This is a genomic window from Nocardioides glacieisoli (assembly GCF_004137245.1).
Classification (GTDB): Bacteria; Actinomycetota; Actinomycetes; order Propionibacteriales; family Nocardioidaceae; genus Nocardioides; species Nocardioides glacieisoli.
Genome location: NZ_SDWS01000001.1, coordinates 47,763 through 66,971, shown reverse-complemented (window position 1 = coordinate 66,971; position 19,209 = coordinate 47,763). Strand labels below are relative to the sequence as shown.

Here is a 19,209-nt window from a genome sequence, read left to right as displayed (position 1 = left end):
GGCTGTGCGGCCGTGGAGTATTCCGAGGTCGGTGGCAGGATGCGCCCATGCCTGGAACCAACCTCACGCGGGACGAGGCCGCCACCCGCGCCTCCCTCCTGGACGTCACGTCGTACACCGTCGACCTGGACCTGATGAGCGCCACCCAGCCCGACCAGGGCACCTTCGGCTCCGTCACCACGCTCGAGTTCACCTGCCGCGAGCCCGGGTCGAGCACCTTCGCCGACCTGGTCGCGCCGACGGTCCGTGAGATCACCCTCAACGGGCGCGCCCTCGACCCCGCGACGGCGTACGTCGACCACCGCATCGCGCTGGACGACCTCGAGGCGACCAATACGCTCGTCGTCACCGCCGACTGCGCCTACTCCAACACGGGCGAGGGCCTCCACCGCTTCGTCGACCCGGCCGACGACCGGGTCTACCTCTACAGCCAGTTCGAGGTGCCCGACGCCCGACGCGTCTTCACCACCTTCGAGCAGCCGGACCTCAAGGCGGTCTTCACCTTCAACGTCACCGCCCCGTCGCACTGGGTCGTCGTGTCCAACGCGGCGACGCCGGAGCCGGTCGAGGGGTCGGACGGTGCGTCGGTGTGGCACTTCCCGACGACGAAGCGGATGTCGACCTACATCACCGCGATCGTCGCTGGTGAGTACCACGGCGAGTTCGACACCTACGAGGGCAAGTTCGGCACGATCCCGCTCGGGCACTACTGCCGGCAGTCGCTCAAGGAGCACCTGGACACGTCGGTGCTGGTCGAGCTCACCAAGCAGAGCTTCGCGTGGTTCGAGGAGCAGTTCGACTACCCCTACCCCTTCGGGAAGTACGACCAGCTCTACGTCCCGGAGTACAACGCGGGCGCCATGGAGAACGCCGGCTGCGTCACGCTGCGCGACGAGTACCTCCCCCGCAGCCGCCAGCCGCGCTCGTTCTTCGAGTTCCGCGCCTCGGTGATCACCCACGAGATGGCGCACATGTGGTTCGGCGACCTCGTGACGATGAAGTGGTGGGACGACCTCTGGCTCAACGAGTCGTTCGCCGAGTGGGCCTGCTACTGGTGCGAGGCCAACGCGACCGAGTTCACCGACGCGTGGACCGGCTTCGCCAATGCCCGCAAGCAGACCGGCTACCGCGCCGACCAGCTGCCGTCCACGCACCCGATCGCGGCCGACAACGTCGACCTCCACGCGGTCGAGGTCAACTTCGACATGATCACCTACGCCAAGGGCGCCTCGGTGCTCAAGCAGCTCGTCGCCTGGGTGGGCATCGAGCCGTTCCTCGAGGGCCTGCGCGCCTACTTCAAGGAGTGGGAGTTCGGCAACCCGGAGTTCAAGGACCTGCTCGCCACCCTCGAGAAGGCCTCGGGCCGCGAGCTCGACGGCTGGGCGCAGGAGTGGCTCCAGACCGCCGGCGTCAACACGCTCGCCCCCTCGTTCGAGCTGGACGACGACGGCGCCTACCGCTCGTTCTCCGTCACCCAGACCGCCCACGAGGACTGGCCCACGCTCCGCCGGCACCGCCTCGGCATCGGCCTCTACGACGACGTTGACGGGGCCCTCGTCCGCCGCGACTACCTCGAGGTCGACGTCGAGGGTGCCAGCACCGACGTCAGCGAGCTCGTCGGCGTGAAGCAGCCGGCACTGCTGCTCCTCAACGACGAGGACCACGCCTACGCCAAGATCCGCCTCGACGAGCGTTCGATGGCCACGGCGATCTCCTCGCTCTCCACGTTCGAGGACTCGCTCCCGCGCGCGCTCGTGTGGGGTGCCGCGTGGGACATGACCCGCGACGCCGAGATGCGCACCCGCGACTGGACCGACCTGGTGCTCGCCAACATCGGCCGGGAGACCGACGCGTGGGCAGTGACCCGGATCCCGTCGTCGACCGCGCTCGCCGTGAACTTCTACTCCGACCCGGCCCACCGCGCCGACCTCCGCACGAAGTGGGAGTCGGGACTGCGCGAGCTGCTGCTCGCTGCGGAGCCGGGCAGCGACCACCAGCTGACCTTCGCCCGGTCCTACGCCGGTGCCGCCCACCACGACGCCGCGCTCGACGACCTGCTCCACCTGCTCGACGGGTCGTTCACGGTGGAGGGCCTCGCCATCGACGAGGACATGCGCTGGACGCTGATCACCGCGCTCGCGAAGTCGGGTCGCTTCGGCGACGCCGAGATCGACGCCGAGCTCGAGGTCGACAAGACCATCTCCGGCCAGGAGCTGGCCGCCGCAGCCCGCGCGGCGCAGCCGACGCCGGAGGCCAAGGAGGCCGCCTGGGCGGCGATCGTCGACCCGTCGACGCCCAACGAGACCGCCCGTGAGGTCGCGTTCTCGATCTTCCGGTTCGGCCAGGAGGACGTGCTCGAGCCCTACCTCGAGAAGTTCCTCACCGCTGCCGAGACCCTGGTCGACGTGCTTGGCTTCCACAAGGCCTCGACGATCCTCGAGTACGCCTTCCCCAAGCCGCTCGGCTCCGCTGCCACGCTCGCTCGCCTCGACGAGTGGCTCGCCGCGAACAGCGCGCCGAAGCAGGCCCAGCGCTACCTCGGCGAGGCACGTGCCGACATCGCGCGTGCGCTGGAGGCCCAGGCGTACGACGCCCGCTGACGCGAGCGCGCTGCACGCCTCAGGTCAGGCGTGCAGCGTGTTCTGCGGGCGTGCGTGCTCGGCGAGCATCGAGATCCCCCGCTGCAGTCCGCTGAGCAGGCCGCCGGAGGAGAGCTCGGACGACATCGCGATCACGGCCAGCTCGACCTCGGCGTCGCTCAGGTGACGGCGTACGTCGCCACCCGTGACGACCTCGATCGCGCGGCGGGCGGTGTCGACGAAGATCAGCACGCTCCGCGACGGCACCACGAGCCGGTTGTGCAGCCGGGTCGCCCACGCGCGGGTGTCGTCGGCCTCGGCGGGTCCGACGTAGACCGAGAACTCGAAGCGGCACGACTGCTCGGCGAGTCGGATGGTGCGGTCGAGCGCGAGGCGGTCGGCCCCGGTCAGCTCACCAGCTGCCACTTGCGCCACCTGCTCGCGAGTCGTCGCCGTCGGCTGCCGGCAGCTCGGCGACGCCCTGGCGGGGTCCGCCGATCCACTGGCCCTCGGGGACGCCGCGGTCGCCGCGACCGGCGTGGTCGGGGAGCAGCTTCTCACCGCGCGTCATCGCCGGGAGGTAGGTCGCGAGCGCGATGAGCACGAACAGCAGCAGCGGGGCGCCGAGGTAGAGCCCGAGCGCGTGCAACGCGTCGAGGCTGTTGTGCTCGGTCTGGTCACCCCATCCCTCGGGCACGTCGGCGTGGGCCGGAGCCGTGAGCAGGGCCAGCACCGGAGCACTGGTCAGGACGAGGGAGCGGACACCTCGACGGGCCGAGCGTGGAGGGCTGAGGCGCGTGGTCACGACAAACAGGCTATCGCCATACTGGCGGGCATGCCTCACCCCCTCATCACCCCGATCATGAACGTGACCGAGGTCTCCGGGAGCGAGACCGTTCCACTCAGCGCGCCCCTCACCACCTGCACCGACGGCAACCTCTGCAACCTCGTCTACGACTGGACCGGCAACGACACCGCCGCCAACGTGACGGACTGGGTCGTCGGCAAGCCGAGCGCCCTCATCGGGCTGATCATCATCGGCCTCGTCGCCCGGTGGCTGCTGCACCGCGTCATCGACCGGGTCGTCAAGCGGGCCGAGGTCGGCGTGCTGCCCAACCGACTCAGCCGCGCCATCTCGGGCAGCAGGGCCGGGGCCGCGCTCAACCTCCGCGACGACGCGACCTACACCCGCCGCGTGCAGCGAGCGGCCACGATGGGGACGCTGCTCAAGAGCATCGTCAGCGGCGTCGTGTTCACCGTCGTCACCTTGATGTTCATCGCCGAGCTCGGCTACGACATCGCGCCCCTGATCGCCAGCGCCGGCATCATCGGCGTCGCGCTCGGCTTCGGCTCGCAGGCGCTCGTGAAGGACTTCCTGTCCGGCATCTTCATGATCTTCGAGGACCAGTACGGCGTGGGCGACGTGGTCGACCTCGGCGAGGCGTCCGGCACGGTCGAGGCCGTCAGCCTGCGCGTCACCCGGCTGCGCGACGTCAACGGCACCGTCTGGTACGTCCGCAACGGCGAGATCCTCCGCGTCGGCAACATGAGCCAGAACTGGGCGCGCACCGTGCTCGACGTGACCGTCGGCTACACCGAGGACCTGGCCCAGGTGCGCCGGGTGCTGGACGACGTCGCGCACGACCTCTGGGAGGACGAGGACTTCAAGGGCCTGATCATCGAGCCCCCGGAGGTCTGGGGCGTGGAGTCGCTCGGGGTCGACGGCATCGTCGTCCGGGTCACCCTCAAGACCGCACCCATGGAGCAGTGGGGCATCGCCCGCGCGATGCGCGAGCGGGTCAAGGCACGCTTCGAGCACGAGGGCATCGACCTCGCCGTGGCCCAGCGCGTGATGTGGCAGGAGAGCGCGCCGTCGGCCGCCTCCGCCGAGCCCACCGAGGAGGCGTAGCCCCCCGACCGGGACAATGGTGGCGTGACCACGACGTTCTACGACGAGATCGGCGGTGAGGCGACGATCCGCACGATCGTCCACCGCTTCTACGAGGGCGTGGCTACGGACGAGGTGCTGCGTCCGATGTACCCCGAGGCGGACCTCGGGCCGGCCGAGGAGCGCTTCGCGCTGTTCCTCATCCAGTACTGGGGCGGCCCGACGACGTACGGCGACACGCGCGGGCACCCGCGGCTCCGGATGCGCCACGCGCCGTTCGAGGTCACGCCGGCGGCCGCCCAGCACTGGCTGACGCACTTCCGGGCCGGCCTGGACGCGGCGGAGCTGACGCCCGAGCAGGACGCCCGGTTCTGGGACTACGTCACCCACGCCGCCCAGTTCATGGTCAACACGCTGCAGTAGCGGCTCAGCGGGCGGCGAGCTCGCGGAACGCGTCGGGCACCGGCGCCGGTCGCCCGGTCTCGTTGTCGATGCAGACTCCGACGACCGTGGCGCGGGCTAGCACTTCGCCGCCGGCGAGGTCGTCGAGGACGACGGACTCGAAGACCACCGACGTGCTGCCGATCCGCGACACCCAGGTCCGGCAGTCGTAGGGCTCGGGGCGGAACAGGATCGGCCGCTTGTAGTCGACGTCGGTCTGCGCGACGACGAGGTGGTAGCCGTCTGCCATCTCCTGGCCGAGCTCGCGGCCCTGGGCGACCATCAGCTGGATCCTCGCCTCCTGGAAGTACTCGAAGTACTTCACGTTGTTGACGTGGCCGTAGACGTCGACGTCGCTGAAGCGGACGTGGACGGGGTAGCGGCCGCCGGGCGCTTCGACCACGTCGGGTGCCTTCGGCGGGCGAACCGGCTCGTCGGGCTCCAGCAGCCGGGAGAGGGACTCCTTCTCCTCCGGGTGCAGGCGCCGCGGCCGCTCGGTCGCGAAGACGTACGGCGTCAGCACCGTGCGGGCGCGCAGGTGGACCGTGCGCTCGCCGGACTCGTCCTCCGCGAAGATCTCGTAGCCCATGGTGAAGCTGGCCGCGCGGATCTCGGTGACCCAGCACTCGATCGCCACCGGCTCGAAGCCGAAGGTCAGCGACGAGACGTAGGTGACCTCGTGGCGGACCACCACGACGCCCTCGGCGAGGTCTTCCGCCCGGCTGTCGGGGGCGTGCGTGCGGAACATGTCGACCCGCGCCTCCTGGAGGTAGTCGACGTAGGTGACGTTGTTGACGTGGCCGAGGAGGTCGAGGTCGGCCCACCTCAGCGGACAGCGGTAGAGATGGCGCACGCCGTCGATCGTCGCAGATGCAGGACGGGACGGAGCGTCCCGGACGATCAGTGGGCGAAGTGCAGGCGTCCGTAGTAGGCGGGGATGGACTCGTGGCGAGCCATGCGGTCGCTGCGGGTCTCCCGGAGGACGGCGGGCAGGGCGACTGCGGCCAGGACGACGGCGGCGAGGGCGGCCACGCCCACGACGACCATGAGGGTGATGATGACGGCGGGGTCGAGGATCTGCATGTCGGTTCCTTTCCAGGCTCCGTAGGACTTCTACGTATGTAGAAGACTACTCTTCTACATCTGTAGCACAAGTCGGCGCGGTAGTGTCCTGCGTCACCGCCGACCCGACCGTGAGGACAGCCGTGAGCACCGTCCGCGAGGAGCTGTCGCCGCGCCGACGCGAGATCCTGTCGGCCGCCACGACCGTCCTGGCCCAGCTGGGCAACCGCGGCCTGACCCACCGGGCCGTCGACCGTCAGGCGGGGCTGCCCGAGGGAAGCTCGTCGGCGTACTTCCGCACGCGCGAGTCGTTGATCGGAGCGCTCGGCGACTTCGTGGCCGACCGGCTCGCTGCCGACGTCGAGGCGCTCGGCGCCCGACTGGCGACGTGCCCGGGCGACCACGGGAGGGCGGTGGCCGAGGTCTCCCTGCTGTTCTCCCGTTGGCTCGACGAGCCCGATCTGCTCACTGCTCGGCTCGAGCTGAGCGTCGCCGCCACGCGCGACCCCGCTCTCGCCGAACGCTTCCGGCGGTGGCGCGACGACCTGGTCGAGATGGTGCGCGGGGTCGTCGCCGCAGCCGACGCGGCGGCCGAGAAGCCGACCGGCGCGTCCGCCGAGACCCTGATCGCAGCCCTCGACGGTGTCCTGCTCGCCTCGCTCTTGCTCTCTCCCGGCCAGCGACGTGACTTCGTCGACCAGAGCGTCGAGCAGCTGCTGACGGGACTCGGGCCCGGCCCCGCACCCGCCTGATCCGACCGGGGCCGACTAGTCTGCTCGTGACCGAGTGACCCACGAGTAACCGGAGTTCGCCATGCCCGAGGCAGTGATCGTTTCTGCAGCCCGCTCCCCCATCGGCCGTGCCAACAAGGGCTCGCTCAAGGACTTCCGGCCCGACGACCTGACGGCCCTCGTCGTGCAGGCCGCGCTCGACAAGATCCCCGGCCTCGACCCCGCCGCGATCGAGGACCTCCTCCTCGGCTGCGGCCTGCCCGGCGGTGAGTCCGGCAACAACATGGCACGCGTCGTCACCACGCTGCTCGGGCTCGAGGTCCCCGGCGCGACCGTCACCCGCTACTGCTCCTCGTCGGTGCAGACCACACGGATGGCCTTCCACGCCATCAAGGCGGGCGAGGGCGACATCTTCGTCTCGGCCGGCGTCGAGACGGTGTCGCGCTTCGCCAAGGGCACCTCCGACCACATCCCCGGCACCCGCAACCCGCTCTTCGAGGACGCCGGCGCGCGCACGGACGACTACGCCAAGGGCGGCCAGGACTGGCACGACCCCCGCGAGGACGGCCTCCTTCCCGACATCTACATCGCGATGGGCCAGACCGCCGAGAACGTCGCCCGCCTGCGCGGCCTCGACCGCAAGGAGCTCGACGAGTTCGCCGTCCGCTCGCAGAACCTCGCCGAGAAGGCCATCGCCGACGGCTTCTGGGAGCGCGAGATCACCCCCGTCACGACGCCTGACGGCACGGTCGTCAGCAAGGACGACGGCCCGCGCGCCGGGGTGACGTACGACGCGATCGCCGGTCTCGACCCGGTCTTCCGCCCCGACGGCGTGGTCACCGCCGGCAACTGCTGCGCCCTCAACGACGGCGCCGCGGCTGTGGTGATCATGTCCGACACGAAGGCCGCCGAGCTCGGCCTCACCCCGCTCGCCCGGATCGTCTCCACCGGCGTGTCCGGACTCTCCCCCGAGATCATGGGCCTCGGTCCGGTCGAGGCGACGAAGAACGCGCTGCGCTACGCCGGGATGTCGATCGGCGACATCGACCTCGTCGAGATCAACGAGGCGTTCGCGGCCCAGGTCGTGCCGTCCTACCAGGACCTCGGCATCGACCTCGATCGCCTCAACGTCAACGGCGGCGCGATCGCCGTCGGCCACCCGTTCGGCATGACCGGCGCCCGGCTGCAGAACACGATGCTCAACAGCCTCGACTGGCACGACAAGTCGACCGGCCTGATCACCATGTGCGTGGGTGGCGGTCAGGGCATGGCGATGATCCTCGAGCGCGTCTGACGTGCTCTAGGCTGCCCGCCATGACGGACGCCGGGGAAGCCCGTTGGCTCGATGACGACCAGCAGCACTCGTGGCGCGCCCTGATGATGGGGATGACGCTGCTCGAGGAGCGGCTCGACGACGACCTGCGCCGGGAGTTCGGCATGTCGCTCACCGAGTACGAGGTGCTGGTGCGGCTCTCCGAGCGGCCCGGGAGGGCGATGCGGATGGCGCAGCTCGCCGACGCGATGGCGCACTCCCGTAGCCGGGTCACCCACACGGTCGCCCGGATGGAGGCCGCGGGGTTCATCACCCGCGGTACCACCCCGGAGGACGGCCGCGGCGTCGTGGCGACGATGACTCAGCAGGGCCACGAGCTGCTCGTGAAGGCCGCGCCGTGCCACGTCGAGAGCGTGCGCCGCAACATCGTCGACCTCGTCTCCGACGACGACTTCGCCGCCGTCGGCCGGGTCTTCGACAGCGTCGCCGACCACCTCGTCACGCGGCACCCGGAGTCCGAGATCCGCTGACGTCCTGGCTGGAGTCACCGGATATCCGGTGACCGCCACGCTTGTCAGCCCAGATCTCGGCTGACAAGCGTGGAACTCGGGTGCGGAGTCCGCCTAGTCGCGCGTCAGGCGGCGGTGCGTGACCCGGTGCGGGCGAGCCGCCTCGATGCCGAGGCGCTCGATCTTGTTCTCCTCGTAGGCCGCGTAGTTGCCCTCGAACCAGAACCAGTTCGCCGGGTCCTCCGCGTCGCCCTCCCACGCCAGGATGTGGGTCGCGACACGGTCGAGGAACCACCGGTCGTGCGAGGTGACCACGGCGCAGCCGGGGAAGTCGAGCAGGGCGTCCTCGAGGGACGACAGGGTCTCGACGTCGAGGTCGTTGGTGGGCTCGTCGAGGAGCAGCATGTTGCCGCCCATCTTCAGCGTGAGTGCGAGGTTGAGGCGGTTGCGCTCACCACCGGACAGCACGCCGGCCTTCTTCTGCTGGTCGGGACCCTTGAAGCCGAAGGAGGCGACGTAGGCGCGCGAGTTCATCTCGAAGTTGGCGACCTTGATGAAGTCCAGCCCGTCGGAGACGACCTCCCACACGTTCTTGTTGGGGTCGATGCCGCCGCGGCTCTGGTCGACGTAGGAGATCTTCACCGTCTGGCCGACCTTGAGGTCGCCGGTGTCGGGCTTCTCCTCGCCCGTGATCATCCGGAACAGCGTGGTCTTGCCGACGCCGTTGGGACCGATGACGCCGACGATGCCGGCTCGCGGCAGCTTGAAGGACACGTCGTGCATGAGGGTGCGGCCCTCGAAGCCCTTCCCGAGGTTGTCGGCCTCGAGCACGATGTCGCCGAGGCGCGGACCGGCCGGGATGTTGATCTCGGAGGTGTCGATCTTGCGCATCCGGTCGGCCTCGGCCGCCATCTCCTCATAGCGAGCGAGACGCGACTTGCTCTTGGTCTGGCGGGCCTTGGCGTTGGAGCGGACCCACTCGAGCTCGCGCTCGAGGACCTTGGCGCGCTTGGCGTCCTTCTGGCCCTCGATCTTGAGGCGGCTCTGCTTGGTCTCGAGGTAGGTCGTGTAGTTGCCCTCGTAGGGGTGCGCCTTGCCGCGGTCGAGCTCGAGGATCCACTGCGCGACGTTGTCGAGGAAGTAACGGTCGTGGGTCACGGCGAGGACGGCGCCGGGGTAGCTGGCGAGGTGGCCCTCGAGCCACTGGACCGACTCGGCGTCGAGGTGGTTGGTGGGCTCGTCGAGGAGCAGCAGGTCGGGCTGCTGGAGCAGCAGCTTGCACAGCGCGACGCGGCGGCGCTCACCACCGGACAGGTTGTCGACCAGCACGTCGGGCGGCGGGCAGCGCAGGGCGTCCATGGCCTGGTCGAGGCGGCTGTCGAGGTCCCACGCGTTGGCGTTGTCGAGCTCGGTCTGGAGGTTGCCGGTCTCCTCCATGAGCGCGTCCTGGTCGGCGTCGGGCTCGCCCATCTCCATGTAGGCCTCTTCGAGGCGCTTCATCTTGCCCTTGATCTCGCCGACGGCCTCCTCGACGTTCTCCAGGACGGTCTTGCCCTCGCTCAGCGGCGGCTCCTGCTGGAGCATCCCGACCGTCGCGTCCGGGTCGAGGATCGCGTCGCCGTTGTTGGCGTGGTCGAGCTGCGCCATGATCTTGAGGAGCGAGGACTTGCCCGTGCCGTTGGGTCCGACGACGCCGATCTTGGCGCCGTGGAGGAACGAGAGGGTGACGTTGTCGAGGACGACCTTGTCACCGTGGGCCTTGCGCACATTGCGCAGCGTGAAGACGTACTCAGCCATGCGGTCGAGCCTACGGTGAAGCGCGCCCGCCCCGACAATCGCGCCGTGCGTGCGCCGACCGGCCTACGCGGCCTGCGGCTCGGCTGCCTCCTCCGCTGCTGCGACCTGCGCGACCTCCGGCTTGCTGAAGGTCGTCGTGCCGTGGGCGAGGTCGTGGCCCACCGACGTGGCCACCACCTCCCACGAGGTCTGCGGCTTGCCGTCGCGGTCCCACACGTCGGCCACGAGCCGGCCGTGGACGACCACCGGGTCGCCGCTGTGCAGGGAGGCCGCGACATGGCGCGCCAGCCGGTTCCACACCTTGACGGTGTGCCAGGACGTGGTGCCCTTGACCCACTCGCCGTCGCGGTAGCGGGTGGGGGTGCAAGCCATCCGGAAGGACGCGACGTGACGGCCCGCCGCGACCTCGCGGAGGGTGATCTCGCCGCCGATCCAGCCGGCGAGGGTGATCTGGGTGTCGTACATGGGAACGTCTCCTCGAGGAGGCGGCGGTGGGTCCGCCGCGATGACCTCAAGGCTCGGCACGACGACCGACATCCGCAGCCCGCACCGGGGTGGCGCTGTGGACGACGCCCGATCAGGCCCCGCTGTGGACGGTTCGTGGCCCGTGGTGTCAGCGCAGGGCCACGGCGAGCCCGTCGCGGACCTCGCCGTAGGACTCCAGCTCTGCCTGGATCGGCGCGACCACCATCTCCTGCGACACCGCGGAGATCGCGTCGCGCAACCGCTTGTCGGCCTTGCGCGCCCGCGACCGGGCGGTCAGGGCCACCAGCCACCGGCACACGAGCGCGAGCAGGAGACCCAGGCCGATCCCGCCGAGCAGCAGCAGGGTCGGGAGCGGGAAGCTCCCCACCTCCGGCGTCGGCGGCTCGGGCAGCCGGGCGTAGGAGCCGAACGCCAGCAGCGCGAGCCAACCCGCGCCGACGACCGCTGCGATGATGAGGACGTACTGCAGGACGCGGACGAGCCCCGCCCACGCCGGGATCTTCACGGCGCCGAGGTCGGTGGACGACACGGCCGTGTCGAGCCGGTCGCCGAGGTCGGGCAGCCGCGAGACGGACGCGGCGCGCACGGCCTGCGCCCACGACGGGGCCATCCCCTCGCCGACCTGGTCGGCCAGGGCGCGCACCTCGGTGTCGACGCGTGCCCGCTGCACGCCGGTCGCCTTCGGGACGGAGGTCCGCGAGGCGCCGGTCAGCTCCTTGCCGGCCGCACCCAGGTTGAGGTGGAGCCGCTTGAGCGGGTCGGGCTTGAGCCGGGAGAACCAGGCGGTCACCGGCCAGCCGGTGGCCCGGTTGGCGCGCATCCGCGTGGAGTCCTCGACGGCCCTGACGACCGTCGGCACGCCGGCGGCCTCGGCGAAGGCGTCGTCGAGCGCGGCGACGCGCTCCTTGGACAGGGTCGGCGTCTTCCCGCTGCCGGTGGCCTCCTGGAGGCGTTCGGCGGCAGCCCGCACGTCGGCCTCGAGCCGTGAGCGGGTCACCTTCTTCTCCGCGACGCGCTTGGCCACCAGCGCCCGCAGCTCGTCGACGCCCCAGCCGTGGCGTGCACTGATCGGCAGCACCGGCACCCCGGTCAGGCCGTCGGCCTCGAGCAGCCGGCGGACGTCCTCGACCATGCTGGCGCGGCGGTTCTCCGGCACCGTGTCGATGTGGTTGAGCACGACGAGCATCACCTCGTGGTGCCCGGCGAGCGGCCGGAGGAAGCGCTCGTGGATCGCGGCGTCGGCGTACTTCTGCGGGTCGAGCACCCACACCAGCATGTCGGCGAGCTGCACCAGCCGGTCGACCTCGAGGTGGTGCGAGACCTCGGTCGAGTCGTGGTCGGGCAGGTCGAGCAGCACGACGCCCCGCATCTCGGCGTCCTCGTCGGCCTGGGACAGCATCGAGTCGCGGGTGACCTGGTGGCGGGCCGGGATGCCGAGCCACTCGAGGAGCTCCTCGGCGCCCTCCTTGCCCCACACGCAGGCGGTCGCCCACGACGTGGTGGGACGGCGTACGCCGACCGCGGACAGCTCGAGCCCGGCCAGGGCGTTGAAGGTGGAGGACTTGCCGCTCCCGGTCGCGCCCGCGAGCGCGACGACGGTGTGGTCGGCGGAGAGCTTGAGGCGACCGGCGGCGCGCGCAGCGACCGCGGCGGCGTCGTCCACGATCGCGTCGTCGACCCTGCCGCGGGCACCCGCAGCGGCACGTTCGAGGCCGTCGACCCGTGCGCCGACGTCAGAGCTCCGGGTGACCAGCTTCTTGGCCCCTTCGAGCAACGACGTCATGACTCCCTCACGATTCCGGTGGTGCGGTTTGCGCCACCAACCCTAGGGGGCCGAGTCTCGCGAGTCCGACACCGACTCCTGCGGGGCCCGTGTCGCGGCGAACCTCAGGTCATCGACCTTGCGGGCGGTCTTGCGCAGCCGCTCGGGCGCCTCCGGCTCGATGCCGAGGCTGTCGAGCAGGTCGGTGTAGCGCCGGCGCTCGCTGTCGAGCAGCTCGCTGACGGAGGACTCGAGCCGCTGCCTGGCGCGCTCGGCGAGGGACCGCACGGCCTGGTCGCCGAAGACGGCCTCGAGGAGCTTCTGGCCGAGGAGGGCGGAACCGCCCGCGATACCCGCCTCGGCACCGGTGACGCCCGCGGTGTGCGCGAAGACCACGACCATCAGCGCGACCGAGAGGCCGTTGACGCCGAAGGCGAGGAAGCGCGCGGTCGAGCGCTTGTCGGCACCCTCGGTGCGCACCATGTCGAGCACGTCGGACTGCCAGTCACGTACGACGCGCTCGGCCCGCCGCCGGAAGTCGCGGGACGCCCGGCCGAGGTCCTCCCCTGCGTCACGCAGCAGGATCTGGCCGGCCGCGGTGCTGCGCCACGACGCCTCGGCGCGCTCGGCGGCCGCCTCGGCGTGCTCGAGGATGAGCGTCTCGAGCCCGGACTCGACGGCGACGGTGACCCGTTCGGCCTGCTGGGGCTTGCCCTTGACCGCGTTGACCACCCGGTCGCGCAGCCAGCCGACGCGGGTCTCCAGCGACTTGAGCAGCTCGCCGGTGCCGACGAACTCCTGCCAGCGCGCGAGCACCTCGCCGCGCAGCAGCGTGCCGTCGGCCGAGGCCTCGGCGATCGCGACGGCCGCGCGGTCGTAGGCCTCGTTGGCGTCCTCGCGCAGCCGGCGTACGGCGTCGGCCTGCTCGGTCGCGGCGTCCGCCACCTGGTGCGTACGACGTGCCAGCGTGCGCACGGCACCCTCGAGCGTCTGCTGCACGACGGCCGCGCGCGCCTCCTGGTCGTTGGCGAGCGCCTGCAGCCACTGCCGGATCTCGATCACGGCCGACGTCTTCAGCAGCCCCATCTCCGAGACCTCACCCTCCTCCACGGTGAAGAGCGGGGAGTCCTTGAGGCCGCGGCTGGCGAGCATCCGCGCGAGGTGCGTCGTGATCGTCTCGACGGCGTCGGGAGGCGTGCGGTCGAGCACGATGGCGACGGCTGCCGAGCGATCGGCCGCTTTGCGCAGGAAGTCCCACGGCACCTGGTCGGCGTACCTCGCCGCGGAGGTGACGAAGAGCCAGAGGTCGGCGGCGGCGAGCAGCTGCGAGGCGAGGACGCGGTTGCGCTCCTCGACGGAGTCGATGTCGGGCGCGTCGAGGATCGCGAGCCCGGGCGTCATCGCAGGCGACGCCACCAGCTGGAGCGCCGCGGGGTCGTTGGTCTGGCGGGTGACCCGCTCGAGGTCGGGCAGCAGGCCCTCCTGGCCGAACCACTGCGCGTCGTCGGGGTGGTGCACCAGCACCGGCGAGCGCGTCGTCGGGCGCAGCACGCCCGGGGTGGTGACGCGGGTGCCGACGAGGGAGTTGACCAGCGTCGACTTGCCGGCGCCGGTCGAGCCGCCGACCACCGCGAGGAGCGGGGCGTCGAGGGTCATCAGGCGAGGGATGACGTAGTCCTCGAGCTGGTCGACCATCTCCGCGCGCGACGTCCGCTGCTCGTCGGCACCGGGCAGCTCGAGGGGCAGCCTGGTCTCCTGGAGCGCGCCCCGCATCCGCACGAGGGCGGTCACCATGGCGGTCGTGGACTCGGCCAGCTGGCGATCCGAGCCGGCCTGCTTCGCCGGGTTGGTCGGGTCGGGGGTCATCGGGTCGGGACCACCTGTCCGGGGAAGGAGATGTAGGGGCGGATGCGCCGCAGCTCCTCGACGTGCTCCTGGCCACGCACGGAGAAGTCGTCGGGCGCGGTGCCACGGAGGTAGCGGTGGTGCAGGTAGGCCAGCTCGATCGCAGCCGCCTGGTACTCCCGCATCCCGCGCTCGGCCGGGGTGCCGCCCTGAGCCTTCGCCCAGCGGCGGGCGTGCCTGCGGGCGCGCAGGTCGATGAGCCACGGGATGTCGGTGGCCGGCAGGAGGCCGCGGTCGGCAGCGTCGTGCAGGGCCGCGGTGAGGAGGGGCCGCTCGGAGCGGCGACGGTAGATCGCGAAGGCCGCGACGCCGACCAGCGCCGGGAGCATCAGCGTGCCGTAGACGAGGAAGAAGTGGCCGGTCCCGGACAGGGTCGAGGCGTTCCACAGCCCGTGCAGCAGCGCCGCCACCAGGAACCCGACGACCGGCGCCAGCCACCGTACGACGGAGCGACGCGAGGTGATCGCGAGACCGACGCCGATGCCGGTGAAGACGGTGAAGAGCGGGTGGGCGAACGGGCTGACCAGGCAGCGGATGATGAACGTGCCGGTGAGGGCCTCGGTGCCGCCGGGACCGAGGCCGTCCGTGCCGTCGTAGGCCGCCGCGAGGTAGAGGATGTTCTCGGTGAAGGCGAAGCCGATGCCCACCATGCCGGCGTAGACGATGCCGTCGAGGACGCCGTCGAGCTCGTGGCGACGCCACCACAGCAGCAGGAGCAGGAAGGCGCCCTTGGTGGCCTCCTCCGTCAGTGGCGCGACGACGGCGAGGCTGTCGCGCTCGCTGGCGCCGCCCGCGATGCCGAGCCCCTGGAAGACGAGTGCCGCGGCGGTCGCGACGAACGCACCCCAGAGCAGGCCCGCGGCGAGCAGGTTGCGCGGCTCCGGCTCGTAGCGGTCGAGCCACATGAAGCAGCCCACCAGAGGACCGACGGGCACGGCCGCGAGGAGCGCCGCGATGGCGAGCGAGCCGGGCGCACCGGAGAGCCCGATGACCAGGGCCATGGCGAGGCCGCCGAGCAGGACGAGAATGCCCACCACGACGGTGAACGCGACACTGTCGCGACGACCTCGGTGCATGCTCAGACCCTAACGGAGCAGCCGCGTCCGACCGGTTTCGGCGCACCCCTACGGGCGCCCCCGGTCCGCGGTCGCAGGCCCGCGTCGCCGCGTACAGTGACCGCGTGAGCGAGCCGACTGCGGAGACCCCCGCCGCCAACCCTGTCACCAGCCCTGCCGACGAGCCGAAGACCGAGTCCCACGACCCGGCCGTGCCTGCCGCCTACGCCGCCTTCATGCGCGAGGGCTGGGGCGACCGCACCCTGGACGTGCCGCGTCACCCCGTCGCGGACGCCGCCGCCGCGCGTCGCGCGAAGCTCGCCGACGCCTTCCCCGGCGAGCGGCTCGTGCTCCCGGCCGGGACCTACAAGGTGCGCGCCAACGACACCGACTACCGCTTCCGGCCCGACACCGCGCACGCCTACTTCACCGGCAACCAGACCTCCGACGCCGTCCTCGTCATCGACGACGGCGAGTCGGTGCTCTACGCCCGGCCGCGGTCCGAGCGCGACACCGACGAGTTCTTCCGCGACCGTCAGTACGGCGAGCTGTGGGCCGGTCGGCGCCCGTCCGCGGAGGAGATCTCCGACTCGCTCGGCATCGAGGTCCGCCACGTCAAGGACCTGCCGTCCTTCGACGACGACCGCAAGAGCCGCGACGTGACGACCGACGAGGACCTCGGCCGCGTCGCCGACGAGCTGCGCCTGATCAAGGACGACTGGGAGGTCGGTGAGCTGCAGGAGGCCTGCGACATCACGGCCCTCGGCTTCGAGGACTCCGTGCGCGACTGGGACCGGGTGCTCGAGTTCGGCGAGCGCTGGATCGAGGGCACGTTCTTCCGTCGCGCGCGGGCGATGGGCAACGACATCGGCTACGACTCGATCTGCGCGGGCGGCTCGCACGCGACGACGCTGCACTGGATCGACAACACCGGCGCGATCGAGCCCGGCAAGCTGGTGCTGCTCGACATGGGCGTCGAGGGCGGCAACCTCTACACCGCCGACGTCACCCGCACGCTGCCCGTCGACGGCACCTTCACGCCGCTGCAGCGCGAGCTCTACGACCTGGTCCTCGCGGCGCAGCAGGCCGGCATCGACGCCGTACGTCCGGGCGTCCCGTTCCTCGCCGCGCACAACGCCGCGATGGCGGTGCTCGCCCACGGGCTCGAGGACATGAAGCTGCTGCCGGTGTCGGCGCAGGAGGCGCTCGACCCGGAGTCGAAGGTCTACGCCCGCTGGACCCTCCACGGCACCTCGCACATGCTCGGCATGGACGTCCACGACTGTGGTCGCACGTCGGTCGACATCTACCCCAAGGGTGACCTCGCCGAGGGCATGGTGCTGACCGTCGAGCCCGGTCTCTACTTCCAGGAGGACGACCTGCTCGTCCCCGAGGAGCTGCGCGGCATCGGCATCCGCATCGAGGACGACATCCTCGTGACGGCCGACGGCAACCGGAACCTCTCCGCCTCGCTCCCCCGCACGTCGGCCGACGTCGAGGAGTGGATGGGCCGGCTGCGCCGGTAGTGGACTGCCACCACTACGACGCGTACCGCTGCCGCTCCTGCACGCTGCTGGAGGTGCCGCGGGCCCGGCAGCTCTCCGACAAGGAGGAGCACGCCCGGTCGCTCGTCGACTCCCCGGTGTGGCTGCCGACGGTCGCGGGCGTCGAGTCGGGCTTCCGCAACAAGGCCAAGATGGCGGTGGGCGGGACGGTCGAGGCCCCGACGCTGGGGATCCTCGACCGCGACCTCGCCGGTGTCGACCTGCGTGACTGCGGCCTGCACTCCCCCGGGCTCACGACGGCGCTCGACCGCATCGCCTCCTGGATCAGCAGCACCGGTCTGACGCCGTACGACGTCGCGACGCGCAGCGGCGAGCTCAAGCACGTCCTCCTGACCGAGTCGCCCGACGGCGAGCTGCTGCTCCGGCTCGTGGTGCGCTCGACCGCCCTCGAGGCGCGGGTCCGCTCCCGGCTGCCAGCGCTGCTCGACGCCGTGCCGGGTATCCGGGTGGTGACGCTCAACGTCCAGCCCGAGCACAAGGCGGTGCTCGAGGGCGACCGCGAGGTCGTGCTGACGGAGTCGGCGGTGCTGCCGATGCGGCTGGCGACCGGCGTGACGCTGCAGCTCGGGCCGCGGTCCTTCTTCCAGACCAACACGTTCGTCGCGGAGGCGCTCTACGAGCAGGCCCGCACCTGGGTCGAGGGGCTGGACGTCCGCACGATCTGGGACCTCTACTGCGGCGTCGGCGGCTTCGCGCTCCACCTCGCCGGCCCCGGGCGCGAGGTCCTCGGCGTGGAGGTGTCGGCCGACGCGATCGACGCGGCCACCGCGACGGCGGCCGAGCTGGGCGTGGCGGCGTCGTTCGTCGCCGGGGACGCGACGGCGTACGCCCTGGGCTGGGACGCCGCGCCCGACCTCCCCGACCTGGTGGTCGTCAACCCGCCGCGACGCGGCATCGGTGCCGACCTCGCAGGCTGGCTGGAGACGTCGGGTGTGCACCACGTCGTCTACTCGTCGTGCAACGCCGAGTCGCTGGAGCGCGACCTCGCGCTCATGCCGTCTCTGCGGCCGGTCGAGGCACGGGTGCTCGACATGTTCCCGCACACCACCCACTACGAGGTGATCGTGCTGCTGTCGCGCCAGTGAGTGAGCTGAGTCAGCCGCGGCGGACCTTCGGGCCGAGGGTCACTCCGGCCTTGCGTACGTCGCCACGGCGGTGGGCGTCGTCGGCCAGGATCTCCAGGTCCGTGGGGTCGGCAGCAGTGGACTCGGCGGCGTAGGCACCGACACGGACCCGCACCCACTCCGGGGCGTCGAGGCACGACGTGGGGAGCGAGACCATGACCGTGCTGGTCTCGTCGTCGACGGACGCCCGCACGCCGCGGCACGGGAAGGGTCGGGTGCCACGCAGGACGAACTCCGGCTGGAGGCGGCCGCTGCCGGTCCGCCTGGCATGGATGCTGAACCTGGCGGCAGGCGCCGTTCGCGTCCGTCGTCGTCACCTTCTCGGCGTGCGCCGCAGCAGGCGCCAGGAACGCGACAGGCAGGGCGAGGGCGATCAGTCGCAGCCTTCGTCAGCGACTCATCCGCGGCGCACCTTGGGACCCGAGGCGATCCGCTCGCGGATCTCGCCGGCGCGGTGCGCGTCGTCGGCGTACACCGTGCCACCGTCGGGCTGCACGGCTTCGTCGTCGTCCAGCGCGACGGCACCCACGCCGACGCGCACCCACCGTGGGCTGACGAGGCAGGACGTGGGAAGGGACGTGGTCAGCACGCCGGCGCTCGTGTCGACCTGCGCCTTCAGGCTCCGGCACTCGACGTCCCCGCGACGGCGGCTGAGGCTGGCCACCGGCTTGCCGCCCAGCCGCTCGACGGAGATCTCGTACTTCGCGTCCGACGTGGCGATCTCGATGATCGTGAACTGGTAGGCCTGCGGCTCGAGCGCCCGGAACTGCACCCGCACCCGCAGCCGGCTGTCGCCGTGGGAGACGGCGGTCCGGACGACGTCGATGTTGGTCTGCTCCGGAGCCGGCAGGGCATCCTCGAAGGACTCCCCCTCGAACACCAGCACGTCCCCGACCGCGTCCTTGGTCACCACCTTCTCGGCGTGCGCGGCGGCGGGCACGAGGAGGGCGAGGGGAAGGACGACGGCGAGCAGGCGGAGCCCGGAGCGAGGAGTCATGGGCGAACCGTAGTCAGGCGACGCCTGACGTGTGA

General features: G+C 71.2%; 19 protein-coding genes. 8 read left to right on the top strand and 11 right to left on the bottom strand.

What is annotated here, in order from left to right; all coding sequences use genetic code 11:
• Nucleotides 1–47 precede the first annotated feature (47 nt).
• Entirely contained in the window at nucleotides 48–2,600 is a 2,553-nt protein-coding gene (pepN, locus tag EUA06_RS00340; protein WP_129473032.1) for an aminopeptidase N, read from the top strand.
• A 24-nt stretch (nucleotides 2,601–2,624) separates the two neighbouring features.
• Here pepN and EUA06_RS00335 read toward each other — a convergent pair whose 3' ends face one another.
• Together EUA06_RS00335 and EUA06_RS22255 are read right to left on the bottom strand one after the other, a co-directional pair.
• Nucleotides 2,625–3,005 (bottom strand): DUF5130 family protein, encoded by a 381-nt coding sequence (locus EUA06_RS00335; RefSeq protein ID WP_165354203.1) that lies wholly within the window; start codon nucleotides 3,003–3,005, stop codon nucleotides 2,625–2,627.
• Complete coding sequence (locus tag EUA06_RS22255) at nucleotides 2,992–3,384, bottom strand: hypothetical protein (RefSeq protein ID WP_165354202.1); 393 nt, start codon at nucleotides 3,382–3,384, stop codon at nucleotides 2,992–2,994. Before EUA06_RS22255 ends, EUA06_RS00335 begins: the two co-directional genes overlap by 14 nt.
• Nucleotides 3,385–3,414: 30 nt before the next feature.
• On the opposite strand from EUA06_RS22255, the gene EUA06_RS00330 reads away from it, so the two are divergent.
• Nucleotides 3,415–4,488 (top strand): mechanosensitive ion channel family protein, encoded by a 1,074-nt coding sequence (locus EUA06_RS00330; protein WP_242497888.1) that lies wholly within the window; start codon nucleotides 3,415–3,417, stop codon nucleotides 4,486–4,488.
• Nucleotides 4,489–4,512: 24 nt separating this feature from the next.
• The gene (locus tag EUA06_RS00325) at nucleotides 4,513–4,890 is read left to right on the top strand and encodes a globin (protein WP_129473030.1); all 378 of its coding nucleotides are present in this window, start codon (nucleotides 4,513–4,515) and stop codon (nucleotides 4,888–4,890) included.
• A 4-nt stretch (nucleotides 4,891–4,894) separates the two neighbouring features.
• Here EUA06_RS00325 and EUA06_RS00320 read toward each other — a convergent pair whose 3' ends face one another.
• Both EUA06_RS00320 and EUA06_RS00315 read right to left on the bottom strand, forming a co-directional pair.
• Entirely contained in the window at nucleotides 4,895–5,761 is an 867-nt protein-coding gene (locus tag EUA06_RS00320; protein WP_129473029.1) for an acyl-CoA thioesterase, read from the bottom strand.
• A 47-nt stretch (nucleotides 5,762–5,808) separates the two neighbouring features.
• A complete protein-coding gene (locus tag EUA06_RS00315; RefSeq protein ID WP_129473028.1) occupies nucleotides 5,809–5,991 on the bottom strand; it encodes a hypothetical protein in 183 nt (60 codons plus the stop codon).
• 122 nt (nucleotides 5,992–6,113) lie between these two features.
• On the opposite strand from EUA06_RS00315, the gene EUA06_RS00310 reads away from it, so the two are divergent.
• The 3 genes from EUA06_RS00310 (at nucleotide 6,114) to EUA06_RS00300 (ending at nucleotide 8,504) form a co-directional block, all read left to right on the top strand.
• Nucleotides 6,114–6,722, top strand: coding sequence for a TetR/AcrR family transcriptional regulator (locus EUA06_RS00310; protein ID WP_165354201.1), 609 nt, complete (start codon nucleotides 6,114–6,116; stop codon nucleotides 6,720–6,722).
• Nucleotides 6,723–6,783: 61 nt separating this feature from the next.
• Nucleotides 6,784–7,995 (top strand): acetyl-CoA C-acetyltransferase, encoded by a 1,212-nt coding sequence (locus tag EUA06_RS00305; protein ID WP_129473026.1) that lies wholly within the window; start codon nucleotides 6,784–6,786, stop codon nucleotides 7,993–7,995.
• A 20-nt stretch (nucleotides 7,996–8,015) separates the two neighbouring features.
• On the top strand, nucleotides 8,016–8,504 hold the full coding sequence (locus EUA06_RS00300) for a MarR family winged helix-turn-helix transcriptional regulator (protein ID WP_129473025.1): 489 nt from the start codon (nucleotides 8,016–8,018) through the stop codon (nucleotides 8,502–8,504).
• A gap of 93 nt (nucleotides 8,505–8,597) precedes the next feature.
• Here EUA06_RS00300 and ettA read toward each other — a convergent pair whose 3' ends face one another.
• From ettA to EUA06_RS00275, 5 genes are all read right to left on the bottom strand, one after another.
• Nucleotides 8,598–10,280: an energy-dependent translational throttle protein EttA gene (gene ettA / locus EUA06_RS00295; protein WP_129473024.1), complete on the bottom strand. Its 1,683-nt coding sequence runs from the start codon at nucleotides 10,278–10,280 to the stop codon at nucleotides 8,598–8,600.
• A gap of 63 nt (nucleotides 10,281–10,343) precedes the next feature.
• Complete coding sequence (locus EUA06_RS00290) at nucleotides 10,344–10,745, bottom strand: single-stranded DNA-binding protein (RefSeq protein ID WP_165354200.1); 402 nt, start codon at nucleotides 10,743–10,745, stop codon at nucleotides 10,344–10,346.
• A 148-nt stretch (nucleotides 10,746–10,893) separates the two neighbouring features.
• A complete protein-coding gene (locus EUA06_RS00285) occupies nucleotides 10,894–12,549 on the bottom strand; it encodes a YfjP family GTPase (RefSeq protein ID WP_129473022.1) in 1,656 nt (551 codons plus the stop codon).
• Nucleotides 12,550–12,591: 42 nt separating this feature from the next.
• Complete coding sequence (locus tag EUA06_RS00280) at nucleotides 12,592–14,394, bottom strand: dynamin family protein (RefSeq protein WP_242497887.1); 1,803 nt, start codon at nucleotides 14,392–14,394, stop codon at nucleotides 12,592–12,594.
• A complete protein-coding gene (locus EUA06_RS00275; RefSeq protein WP_129473021.1) occupies nucleotides 14,391–15,509 on the bottom strand; it encodes a PrsW family intramembrane metalloprotease in 1,119 nt (372 codons plus the stop codon). Before EUA06_RS00275 ends, EUA06_RS00280 begins: the two co-directional genes overlap by 4 nt.
• A 104-nt stretch (nucleotides 15,510–15,613) precedes the next feature.
• Here EUA06_RS00275 and EUA06_RS00270 point away from each other — a divergent pair, with 104 nt between their 5' ends.
• The gene (locus EUA06_RS00270) at nucleotides 15,614–17,014 is read left to right on the top strand and encodes an aminopeptidase P family protein (protein WP_242497886.1); all 1,401 of its coding nucleotides are present in this window, start codon (nucleotides 15,614–15,616) and stop codon (nucleotides 17,012–17,014) included.
• A 53-nt stretch (nucleotides 17,015–17,067) separates the two neighbouring features.
• Nucleotides 17,068–18,138 (top strand): methyltransferase domain-containing protein, encoded by a 1,071-nt coding sequence (locus EUA06_RS00265; protein WP_242497885.1) that lies wholly within the window; start codon nucleotides 17,068–17,070, stop codon nucleotides 18,136–18,138.
• 10 nt (nucleotides 18,139–18,148) lie between these two features.
• Here EUA06_RS00265 and EUA06_RS00260 read toward each other — a convergent pair whose 3' ends face one another.
• The gene (locus tag EUA06_RS00260) at nucleotides 18,149–18,370 is read right to left on the bottom strand and encodes a hypothetical protein (protein ID WP_129473019.1); all 222 of its coding nucleotides are present in this window, start codon (nucleotides 18,368–18,370) and stop codon (nucleotides 18,149–18,151) included.
• A 204-nt stretch (nucleotides 18,371–18,574) separates the two neighbouring features.
• Nucleotides 18,575–19,174, bottom strand: a complete 600-nt coding sequence (locus EUA06_RS00255; RefSeq protein ID WP_129473018.1) for a hypothetical protein — start codon at nucleotides 19,172–19,174, stop codon at nucleotides 18,575–18,577.
• Nucleotides 19,175–19,209: the final 35 nt, after the last annotated feature.